The 10,325-nt window shown below is 46.4% G+C and carries 10 protein-coding genes; 4 read left to right on the top strand and 6 right to left on the bottom strand.

What is annotated here, in order from left to right; translation table 11 throughout:
* Window positions 1-667: 667 nt before the first annotated feature.
* From QUA27_RS25165 to QUA27_RS25155, 3 genes are all read left to right on the top strand, one after another.
* Complete coding sequence (locus tag QUA27_RS25165) at window positions 668-1,018, top strand: slr0373 family blue light stress response protein (protein ID WP_333071508.1); 351 nt, start codon at window positions 668-670, stop codon at window positions 1,016-1,018.
* A gap of 107 nt (window positions 1,019-1,125) precedes the next feature.
* A complete protein-coding gene (ycf46, locus tag QUA27_RS25160) occupies window positions 1,126-2,646 on the top strand; it encodes a stress-responsive protein Ycf46 (RefSeq protein WP_006635782.1) in 1,521 nt (506 codons plus the stop codon).
* Between the two features lie 130 nt (window positions 2,647-2,776).
* Window positions 2,777-3,130, top strand: coding sequence for a DUF1257 domain-containing protein (locus QUA27_RS25155; RefSeq protein ID WP_006635781.1), 354 nt, complete (start codon window positions 2,777-2,779; stop codon window positions 3,128-3,130).
* Window positions 3,131-3,420: 290 nt separating this feature from the next.
* Here QUA27_RS25155 and QUA27_RS25150 read toward each other — a convergent pair whose 3' ends face one another.
* From QUA27_RS25150 to QUA27_RS25130, 5 genes are all read right to left on the bottom strand, one after another.
* Window positions 3,421-3,765, bottom strand: coding sequence for a glycosyltransferase (locus tag QUA27_RS25150; protein ID WP_333071506.1), 345 nt, complete (start codon window positions 3,763-3,765; stop codon window positions 3,421-3,423).
* Window positions 3,680-4,549, bottom strand: a complete 870-nt coding sequence (locus QUA27_RS25145) for a hypothetical protein (RefSeq protein ID WP_333071505.1) — start codon at window positions 4,547-4,549, stop codon at window positions 3,680-3,682. Before QUA27_RS25145 ends, QUA27_RS25150 begins: the two co-directional genes overlap by 86 nt.
* A gap of 61 nt (window positions 4,550-4,610) precedes the next feature.
* A complete protein-coding gene (epsE, locus tag QUA27_RS25140; RefSeq protein ID WP_333071503.1) occupies window positions 4,611-5,855 on the bottom strand; it encodes an exopolysaccharide biosynthesis GT4 family glycosyltransferase EpsE in 1,245 nt (414 codons plus the stop codon).
* A gap of 43 nt (window positions 5,856-5,898) precedes the next feature.
* On the bottom strand, window positions 5,899-7,194 hold the full coding sequence (locus QUA27_RS25135) for a glycosyltransferase family 4 protein (RefSeq protein ID WP_333071500.1): 1,296 nt from the start codon (window positions 7,192-7,194) through the stop codon (window positions 5,899-5,901).
* Window positions 7,195-7,240: 46 nt separating this feature from the next.
* Window positions 7,241-8,254 carry a glycosyltransferase family 2 protein gene (locus QUA27_RS25130; RefSeq protein WP_333071498.1) on the bottom strand — a complete coding sequence of 338 codons (1,014 nt, stop codon included), beginning with the start codon at window positions 8,252-8,254 and terminating at the stop codon, window positions 7,241-7,243.
* A 182-nt stretch (window positions 8,255-8,436) separates the two neighbouring features.
* On the opposite strand from QUA27_RS25130, the gene QUA27_RS25125 reads away from it, so the two are divergent.
* Window positions 8,437-9,564, top strand: coding sequence for a glycosyltransferase family 4 protein (locus tag QUA27_RS25125; protein ID WP_333071497.1), 1,128 nt, complete (start codon window positions 8,437-8,439; stop codon window positions 9,562-9,564).
* A 215-nt stretch (window positions 9,565-9,779) separates the two neighbouring features.
* Here the strand turns inward: QUA27_RS25125 and QUA27_RS25120 are convergent, their stop codons facing one another.
* On the bottom strand, window positions 9,780-10,295 hold the full coding sequence (locus QUA27_RS25120; protein WP_333071496.1) for a serine O-acetyltransferase: 516 nt from the start codon (window positions 10,293-10,295) through the stop codon (window positions 9,780-9,782).
* Window positions 10,296-10,325: the final 30 nt, after the last annotated feature.

The raw sequence follows: 10,325 nt of genomic DNA, 5'->3' as shown, positions 1-10,325 counted from the left end.
TCATTGGTGGCCAGCGTGCGGCTGCTAATTGCGCTCCCACGCCCACCATACAAGTCCGGTGCTACCGGACTTGATATTAAAGATAAGCTGACACCCATCTAAATTTAATATTTTGCAGCCTAGAGTCCTTTTAGCGAGCATTTGGGCAAAAAAATTAAGTGCGTAACAGCTTACACAATGTCATCCAAAAAGTCTAACGGTAGGGTGATGAGCGCTAGCGCTGTCAAGGTGTGTTAAATCTGAGCCGGATCAAAATCCGAAAACGGTTATTTCACGTTCGGATTTTGCACACTTAAAGCTATAAAAACTGTTTGGGGGAGTTTGGTTTCAAAATAAAAACGCCCAAAGTTAGTAACCTCATGAGCGGGCTGGGTGTTTATGGCGCACCTTACCCCAGACGTTGGCTCAAAGGATTTGTTGGCCCTACTCCTATATATCTATTGTTCATATTTATAGTTGGTCGATCGTCCTTGACGCTACCCATACCTGCCGCTGCACCTCGGCCTCATCAGCTACACCCCTAACTTTTTCGTTGTTAAAAGGCCCAGATTTACCTAAAATGTAACGAAATATTACAACATGACGCTAAAGCTGCATAGAGGCTTGACAGCAAAGAATTAAGCGGCTAATCTGATATACATACCCGGGTAAGTCAATTCACTGTCATATGCAAGAAAAGCAAAAAGTTACATTGTATCTTCCACCAGAACTGCATCGCCAGCTCAAAATCCGAGCCGCAGTCGAAACTGAACCGATGTCATCAATTGCAGAAAGGGCAATTGTCTTCTACCTAGGAAATCCCGAACTGGTTGACGAAGTAGAAGCCTCCTACGGACAAACCCATCGGGTATACAACTGTCCAGAATGCACGGGTTCAGTAGTAATGCGAGATGGAGAACTGGCATCCGTAACAAGTCAGCCGAGCGTATTGGCTGAACAGGATCTTCCACTAAAGCAGGTGTCCGGCGTCAGTGCCAGCACGGCCAAACCGGGAGAGGAAGAATTGGTTCCCTGCTAAGAATGCCTTGCTTCCCCAAAAAGCTAAAACTGAAATTTTCAGTAATAGGGCGAAGGGCAGCATTGAGATTCAGCAAAGATAGCACCGTCTCTAGTGGGTCGAGGACTATGCAAGAAGAGATCAGTATTCTAATCCAAGCTCAATATCCTCTGATCTACCTCGTGACATCCGAGGAAGAGCGGTGTGAGCAAGCAATTTCGACAATAGCTCAAGCAAAACCACAGCGACGAGTATTTATCTGGACTGTAACTCACGGCATTGTGGAGTATGGTCAACCCCGCACCACCACCCAACACAACACCGTCTCGCCAGAGGCAGCAATTGAATGGGTGATCAGGCAGCGAGAACCCAACAGTAACGCTAGCATCTACATTTTCAAAGATTTACATCCTTTTATAGATTCTCCTCCGGTAACGAGATGGTTGCGCGATGCGATCGCCAACTTCAAAGGAACGCAAAAGACAATTATACTGATGTCTCCTTTGCAGCAAATTCCGATCGAGCTAGAAAAGGAAGTAGTGGTATTAGACTTCGCGTTGCCCGACATGAAGGAACTAAACCAAGTATTGTCTGGTCAGTTGGAGCAAACGAAATCGCGACGCATTACCACAGAAGCGCGAGAAAAACTTTTAAAAGCAGCCTTGGGATTGACCAAGGACGAAGCTGAAAAAGTTTATCGTAAAGCCCAAGTTTCGACTGGGCGCCTCACAGAAGAAGAAGTAGACATAGTTCTTTCGGAGAAAAAGCAATTAATTCGGCGCAACGGCATTCTAGAGTTTATTGAAGAAGACGAAACCCTGGATGCAGTCGGCGGTTTAGAAGAGCTGAAGCGGTGGCTGAGACAGCGTTCCAACGCCTTTACAGAAAGGGCGAGAGAATACGGTCTGCCCCAACCAAAAGGGATGTTAATTCTCGGCGTACCGGGATGCGGAAAATCGCTGATTGCCAAGACCACCTCCCGCCTCTGGGGACTTCCCCTGCTAAGGCTAGATATGGGTAGAGTCTACGACGGCTCGATGGTGGGTCGATCTGAAGCCAACCTACGCAATGCCCTCAAAACAGCAGAATCCATCTCTCCAGCCCTCCTATTCATCGACGAACTAGACAAAGCCTTTGCAGGAGGCACTGGTTCGGCCGACTCAGACGGAGGCACCTCTAGCCGGATTTTCGGTTCCTTCCTAACTTGGATGCAAGAAAAGACTTCCCCTGTTTTCGTAATGGCAACAGCCAACCGAATCGAGCGGTTGCCGGGAGAATTCTTGAGGAAAGGCCGATTCGACGAACTCTTCTTTGTTGATCTGCCTACCAAAGAAGAACGCCAAGATATATTTAAGATTCACCTGTCAAAGCGGCGTCGGGAAATTACTCGCTTCGATTTAGAGCAACTTTCCAATGTTTCCGAGGGCTTTTCAGGTGCAGAGATTGAGCAAGCGCTAGTAGCCGCAATGTACGAAGCCTTCGCTCAAGATCGAGAGTTTACGCAGCTAGACATCATCGCGGCCATTAAATCTACAATGCCACTGTCTAAAACAATGACCGAACAGGTCACCGCCCTTCGAGATTGGGCTAGACAGCGTGCACGGCCCGCTGCGTCTTCCGTCGCTGAATACCAGCGAATGGAATTCTAAAAGCTTTCTCCTGGTCCAAACAGGAGCAAAGGCTAGCAACAGCTAGCAGTTCGATTCAAGAGCCGCCCAGCGGCACCGTTAAATCCAGACCGTTGTTGTTTCTCTCTCAGTTTTATTAGGAGGAAATCCAATGTCTCACTTTAGCACTCTGCGTACCAAAATCACCGATGCCGAAATCCTGAAAGCTTCACTGCGCGACTTGGGCATTTCAGTCAAGTCAGAAGCTGATGTTCGTGGCTATAACGGTCAGCGCGTTCGCTCCGACATCGTAGCGATTCTCGAAGGCGAATATGACCTCGGTTGGTCTCGCAATAGCGATGGTTCCTTTGACCTGATTGCCGACCTCTGGGGCGTCGCCAAAAAACACAATCAAACTGAGTTAATCAACTCCATCAACCAGAAGTACGCAGTTAACAAGACCTTGGCCGCAGTCAAGCAGCGCGGTTTGCAAAATGCCAACGTTAAGCTGGTAGTGCAAAACTAATTGATCTGCAGGTTTCCAAGCTCGCGGGTTAACCACACAAACGGGTTAACCCGTTTTTCGATCGCTAGGATGTAGAGGGGGGTCTTTGGACCGCCACCTACTTTTTTAGCACCCCCAAGCAGCAGCTCTCCACGTGAAAGCTGCTGCTTTATGCTTTAATGGTCGGCTACTTAATGCTTCGAGCAATCGTCGATCGTTTGTTGATAAATTTCAAGTATTCGATCGACTTTGCGTTCCCAATCAAAATGCTGCCGGACTTGTTCCCCTCCCGCACAACCGATACTCTGCCACTATTCTGGTGAATGAGCCAGCTTGAGCATCGCATCTGTCAGTCCCTGGACAAATCCTTCTTTAGAAGCGGGTTCTACTAAAATACCCCAACTGGAATTCAGATAATCCCCTGGACCGCCCCAGTTCGTTGCTATGACGGGCAGCCCCACGGCCATTGCATCCATCACCACTGCCTCTCCACCCTCCGGCAAACTCGGCCGCACCAGTGCATCAGCTTGTTGCAGTTTGATAGCGCACTGCTCCTGATACAGCCAGCCACTAAATACAACGCTGCTGTCGATGCCTAAACGAGCTGTTTGAGCTTCGAGTTCCCCTCGGAGATCGCCATCGCCGATAATTTCCAAGACTGCATCGGTTTGAGCGACGACGGCGGCGAAGGCTTCCAGCAGCATCTACAGCTTTCCAGTCGATCAGCCTGCCTAAAAAAATAAAATGAACCTGCCGGGTCGCTGCTCTTGATAAGCTAGAGTCCGATCGCCACACCGAGAAATCCACGCCGTTTTCCACAAGTTCAATAATTTTACCCTGCACCTCAGATGCAAGTGCCTGCTTTGTGCGATCCTTTGCCCGTAACAGCGTCTCGGCTTTGATTTTACCGGCAAAAAGACGATGGAAGAAATCGACGCACTCGTGAGCGATCGCGAGGAAAACATCGATGGTCGGATTTTGGCGCGATCGAAAAGCCAGAGGAAATTTAACCGACGTGTTCATCGGACCGATAACTATCGGCACTCCCAATCCGAACATCAACGAAGGAACTGTTGCCGAGATTGGTGTCGGTTCGTGTACAACATCAATTAGTTGTTCGCTCAGGAGCCGCCGGACAATACGACGCTGTAGCACTTGGGTGTACAAGTGAGTGAGAAGCCCAAAAGAATAGTCATTCACTCTTTCAGAGATAAATCGCCCGCAATTGTTAAGCAGTCGGTGCAGCCAAGTGTCGGGTACAAAGTGCATCCGATCGCGCTCTTGTGGAAACAGCTCTGTGAGTTCTGCTTGGGTGCGGGCGTGCGCCACTAACCATTTCTCTAGTTGGCGCGATCGAAGTATCCGAAAGTAGTTGAGCGGCAGCAATGACTCGCCGCCGAATTTAGTTGAGGCGTTCTGAGCACCAATTAAAATTCGCATAACTTGTATGGGACTCAACTAGATTTATGTACTCTGGGATTAAATTTTTTCTTTGGAATCACTAAGACGGGTTAGTTATTCCAAGTTTTTCCAAGCACTGAGCTAAAGTTTCTGCACTGCGGCCGTGGCTAAATTTGGCGATGATTTTTTTCCGAGCTTCCTGACTGATACTCAGAGCAAGTTCTGGATTTCTGAGGAGATTGGCGATCGCATCTGCCATTTCTTCGGGTTTTTCTGATTGGACTAATACAGCATCCACGCCGTCATCTACTAGCTCAGAAGTTCCGCCTACATTAGTAACTACCGCCGGAACCTCCATCGCCATTGCTTCCATCACAGCAACCGGAACTCCTTCATTCAAACTTGCCAAAGCGAAAACGTGAGCTGCTTCTAGACCTTGGCGAATTGCCTGTTCCGAAACAGCCCCAAGTAGCTCCACGCATTCGGACATCGATTTGTCTTCAATCATTTTTTGTAGCTCTTGGTGATATCCGCTGCCCCCTTGTTCATCCTCGCCTGCAATTTGCAGCCTCACGTCAAATCCCCGATTTCGCAGCAATTCTACCGCCTCAACCAAGTATTTGTGACCTTTCACCGGGTTGAGGCGACCGCAAGCAAAAATCTTGCACGGAATTCCTTCTTGCCAAGGCGTGTAAGAGCTGCTGCGTTTAATTTCTGCAAAATTAACTCCCATTGGAGCAACAGCTAATTGTTTGGGAAGAAAGTTCGCTAATTTATTTTTGACATCATTGAGAAGCAGTTGAGATATCACGATCACAAAAGCAGCATTTTTCCATTTTTGTTCCTGATTTGACCCGTACACTTCTAGAGTAGGTCCGTGAAGAGTCATACTGTAAGTACAGCCTGTAAGAATTGAGTTAAATAAGGCTATATTGGCGGCATTGGCACAGGAATGAACGTGGATGTGAGACCAACCTTTTGTTTTTGTTAAGCCTGCTAGTTTGCCAGCCACAAAAATCCATGCCAAGAGTCGCACCTTTTCAGATAAGGATGTGCCACTCGCTTTGGCAATAACTGCAAGGCATTGCCACCATGCAGCGGGACCAGCTTTGAGAAGCTCTAGGAATGAGTTAATAAAATCTTTCGCAGCAAAGGGAAATAGATAAACAGTATTTTTTTGAGCTTCTTCTGCCCATACGTGAGAAGCGATCGCTCTGGGGGGCGGTTGAGTTGATACTAAATCTGTTTCAATTCCCAGATCTGCAAGAAATTGTCGCTCCCGCCACAAAAAGATGTGTGTTTGGCCAGGGAATTGTGGAATAAAGTATCCAATTTTTGCCTTCATTTCGTACCTGCTTTCTAATTTTTCACTCAACAATATCGCTCTACTATGTCGATGCACTAACACTTTTCTCACCGAGCATTTTTTCGTAAATCTCGACGATTTTTATGGCTTTGTTTTCCCACGCAAATTCTCTGGCTTTTTCGATCGCTTTAGCTGACATACGTTCCCGCAGACGATCATCTTCGACCAACAGCTTAATTTTACTTGTCAACTCCTGGGTGAGATACTCTCTAGAAATCGGCTCTATCTTGAAACCAGTTTCTTCATTCACGTATTCACCAATACCGCCATTATTGGCAACAATGCAGGGAAGGCCACAAGCCATAGCTTCCATTACCACTGCGCCGCCGAACTCTCGGATGGAAGGGAAGCAAAAAATATCTGCTTTCCTGTAATAATCCAGAGTTTCTTGTTGATTTACCCATCCCGCAAAGCTGATTATTTCCCCTAAATTAAGTTCCTGGACTCGGGTTTCCAATTTATTTCTTTCTGAACCTTCTCCTACTATGGTTAAGCGGATTTTACTTTGAATTGCCTGCTCTAACTTCCCAATAGACTCAATGACTATATCGGCGCATTTGTAAGGAACTAATCGACCAACAAAAAGCAAATTGATCTGGCTGGCATCTCGATCGAGGATATTTGTCTGATTTAAAAAATTCTCCGAAATGCCATTTTCGTAGAACAAATCAATTCTTTGATCTGGTATTGCAAACAAATCCTTGAGCATATTTAAAGTATATGTTGAACCTGCTAAGATTTTGTCAGCTTTTTTGTAAGTTTCTACATAACCTGGAATTAATGCTCGACCAACTGCTCTCAAAAAGTTGAATTGAGCAAATTCTTGTCTGGCAGTTTCTTGAAAACCTGGTGGAAAGGGAATGCCCCCATTCACAGGTCCTAGAATAAAAGGAGTCTGCTGGCACACACTGACTACCTTAAACGGATACCGCGGCATCATCGGGGTAATTGCATGAACTATGTCATAATCTCCGTTGAGGATTTTTCCTTTAAAATTTTGATATACTTGTTGATTAAATTCTTCATAAATTGGGTAGCTTAAGGCATTATAAAGAGGCCAATTTACGCGCCCGTTTGCGGTAATTTTTTCGACGATTTTATAATATTGTTTGGTTAACTTTCCTTCCTCAAGGTAGAATATTTTTTTGTATTCTGGATGTTTGTCAAGAGCGGGTTTATTTCTAATATGGGTAACGAGTGTTGCATCAACTAAATTGTTTATTTGTTGAAAAAAATTGTAGCCCACCAAAGGTACTGATGCCCAGTCAGGATTGCACTGCTCTACAATTAGTAAAACTTTTAATTTTTGATCGCTCATTTGTTTGCTACTTAGGGGTGGATCTTCTGGGACGTTAGCTGTAATTCTAGCTGGCTGAATTAATAGAGTTGGTTGTTTTGTATTCGATCAACTTGCTCTGCTGCCCCAGCAATCGGCGCTGGTGAAACTGGATTTGACCTTGTAGCTGGGGAAATTTGGCTAATACACATGACAAAGCGTAGATGGCTGCCTCTTTAGTTGTGAGGTACCGATGCTTTATATAATAGTTATAGGTGCGATAGGTTGCTAAGGGGTAGCCACTCAATAGTAACAAGCTCCAGCCTTTTGTCGGCCATGTCATTGCCAAGGCTAGGGCTGGCAAGACTAAGGCCCAAAACCAGGTGCTGCGGGTTTCTTTGACCCAATGGCGCTCTGGTTCGCTGCCGTGCATCCAGGAACCCTCGGCGTAGGCGTAACCGGCTCTTTGGGCGCGCTTCCACCACTGAGCGAAACTGATCATTTGCGCGTCGTGCAGGGTCATTTCTGCGTCTAAGCGAAGAATTTTCCAACCTTTTTGGCGCAGCCGCAAGCACAGTTCGGGTTCTTCGCCGGCTATTAGTGTGGGATTGAAACCTTCGACTTGCTCAAATGCTGCTACGCGCATCATGGAGTCGCCACCGCAGGCTTTGGTTTCGCCGATGGGGGTATCCCACTCGATGTCGCACAATTGGTTGTAGATGCTTGCTTCGGGGTATCGTTCGCGCCTGCGCCCGCAGACTGCTGCTACGTCTGGTTTGGCCACGAGTTCGCTGTAGGCTCGATCGATCCATCCATCAACTACTTCGCAGTCACCGTCCACAAATTGCACAAATTCGATGTCTGGCCCTAGTTCCAGCAAGCGGGCAAAGCCTTCGTTTCTGGCACGTGCTGCGGTAAACGGTATAGATAAGTCTAGTTCTACTGTATCGGCTCCGATCGATCGGGCTAACTCTAGGCTACCGTCTGTTGAGCCGGAATCGACATAGACGACGCGGGCAACTTTGTCGGTGGCGGAGACTAGGCATTGGCGGAGGCGCTGCCCTTCATTTCGTCCGATCGCCACTAATCCCATTTGTTTCAACCTTTACCTCTTGAATTCGACTTGCGAGTTGCTATTTTAATATTTTAGTGACACTCAAGGTAAGTTTACAATATCTTTATATTGCTAACTTACCTTAATCTGCGGTTTTTGGTGTTAAACTGTCTCTAACCTATTCTGTATTAAGAGCCACACAGATCATGTTGAGTAGAGCTTAGTTAACAATGCTAAATTTAAGTTCTTTCTTCGCACTTTACTGTACGAACCTGGGAGCCAGCCATACATTTTTTTCACTCTGCGAACAGTGGAACTACCCTGACTTTAAAGTCCGCATGATTGTTCCGAATTGCGATCCGTCATGTCGCAGACCGAATCTTGTAGAAGCTGTACCCAGATACCTCAAATGGCTATATTACCGCAGCGCTGACAGACCTAGAAATTGTACAGAAAAGCTTTTCCTCAGAGATGTTAAGGATTTTGATGCAATTTACTTGTGGCCTAACACTTCGATCGAAACCTTTAGGAAAGTTAAACAGGAGAGCACACCCATTCTTTTGGAGCGGATCAACTGCTATACAAAGCCGGCTAAATTTATTATTGATGATGCTTACCATCGCTTGGGAATCGATCCCCAACACCCAATTACTGCCGATACCATTCAGGAAGAGGATGAACAAATTAGTTTGGCTGATTTCATCTTTTGTCCGAGTCCCGAGGTAAAAAAATCTTTTATGGGAGCGGGAGTTCCCGAACATAAACTGATCCTTACCAGTTACGGGTGGTCTCCCAAGCGCTTCCCGCCTTTTGTGAGCGAGAAGCCACTATCAGACACGATTACTGTTATCTTTGCGGGCAGCGTTTGCGTCAGAAAAGGAGCTCATTTACTGTTGCGGGCTTGGGAAAAAGCAGGAATTAAAGGCAGACTACTGCTTTGCGGAAGTATGGAGCCAGCAATTGCTGAAACTTGCAGCAGCATTTTAGCACGCTCAGATGTAATTCATAGGGATTACACTAGCGATATTGCCCTTGCTTATCGCGAAGCTGACTTTTTTGCCTTTCCCAGTTTGGAAGAAGGCAGCCCGCTGGTTACTTATGAAGCGATGGCTAACGGTTTGCCAGTTTTAACTTCACCTATGGGAGCAGGTGGCGTTGTCCGAGATGGCAAAGATGGCATAATTGTTTCGCCCTATGATGAAGAAGCGCTAGTGACAGGCTTGCAACAGTTAGCTGGTTGTGCCGATTTGCGGCTTCGGATGAGTAAATCTGCCCGCGAGCGGGCACAGGAATTTACGTGGGAAAAAGTGGCACGGCGGCGCGCTGAGTTGGTACTCGAAAAATTGAAACCAGCTTGAAAAGTGAGGGAGAAAACTTGAGCTTTTGGACGCTCCCGCGACTGAAAGCCACGGTTTTTTTATTTAATTTTAAATCCCAAATCCTAGCTGCTCGCAACTAATCCAATTTCTTTCAAGTTTTACCTCTTGAAAGCGACTACTGAGTAGTTCGTTTTATATTTTAATAAAAGTCCAGCTAATTTCATAATTTCTCTGCGACTTCTAGAAATTATTTTTCAGACTTCCTGGGTTTTTTTTTCGATGATTTTTGCGGGAATTCCCACGGCAGTTGCACCCGGTGGCACATCACAAATCACCACAGCATTAGCACCAATCAAAGCATGATCGCCGATCGTTACGGAGCGAATAATTTTAGCTCCTGCACCAATATCGACATGACCACCGATTTTGACATCAGCAACAATTGTCACCTGCTGAAGAATCAGACAGTTAGGACCAATGGAAGCACTGGGATGAATGACCACGCCATTAGGATGAGTCAGCAGCAGTCCTCCTTGTATTTGGCAGTTCAAAGGGATGTCTGTTGCAGTGACAACGCTCCAAAATCGATGCTGGATCACGTTCCAACGGCCTAAAATATATCCTCCAATTCCACCCTGATGCTGCCACTTTTGATAGTTGCGGATAGATTTAAGCAGTTGGCGACTCGGTTCCCACCACTTGCTAAGTTTTTCGCGGCTCCAGTCTGGTTCTGTAGCAGAAATGATTGACTTAGTGATTGACTCAACCATTGTTTGTGCATTTTTTTGATGATGTTGACA

The organism is Microcoleus harperi Pol14_C6 (assembly GCF_036701295.1).
Classification (GTDB): domain Bacteria; phylum Cyanobacteriota; class Cyanobacteriia; order Cyanobacteriales; family Microcoleaceae; genus Microcoleus.
The sequence above is the reverse complement of the archived record's forward strand: the minus strand, read 5'-3'. Positions and strand labels throughout refer to the sequence as shown.

Excerpts from the sequence above, each read along its gene's own strand:
- epsE (WP_333071503.1), bottom strand. The coding sequence starts at position 5,855 with ATGAAGGCAAAAATTGGATACTTTATTCCACAATTCCCTGGCCAAACA.
- QUA27_RS25135 (WP_333071500.1), bottom strand. The coding sequence starts at position 7,194 with ATGAGCGATCAAAAATTAAAAGTTTTACTAATTGTAGAGCAGTGCAAT.
- QUA27_RS25155 (WP_006635781.1), top strand. The coding sequence starts at position 2,777 with ATGTCTCACTTTAGCACTCTGCGTACCAAAATCACCGATGCCGAAATC.
- QUA27_RS25145 (WP_333071505.1), bottom strand. The coding sequence starts at position 4,549 with ATGCGAATTTTAATTGGTGCTCAGAACGCCTCAACTAAATTCGGCGGC.
- QUA27_RS25125 (WP_333071497.1), top strand. The coding sequence starts at position 8,437 with ATGCTAAATTTAAGTTCTTTCTTCGCACTTTACTGTACGAACCTGGGA.
- QUA27_RS25165 (WP_333071508.1), top strand. The coding sequence starts at position 668 with ATGCAAGAAAAGCAAAAAGTTACATTGTATCTTCCACCAGAACTGCAT.
- QUA27_RS25120 (WP_333071496.1), bottom strand. The coding sequence starts at position 10,295 with ATGGTTGAGTCAATCACTAAGTCAATCATTTCTGCTACAGAACCAGAC.
- ycf46 (WP_006635782.1), top strand. The coding sequence starts at position 1,126 with ATGCAAGAAGAGATCAGTATTCTAATCCAAGCTCAATATCCTCTGATC.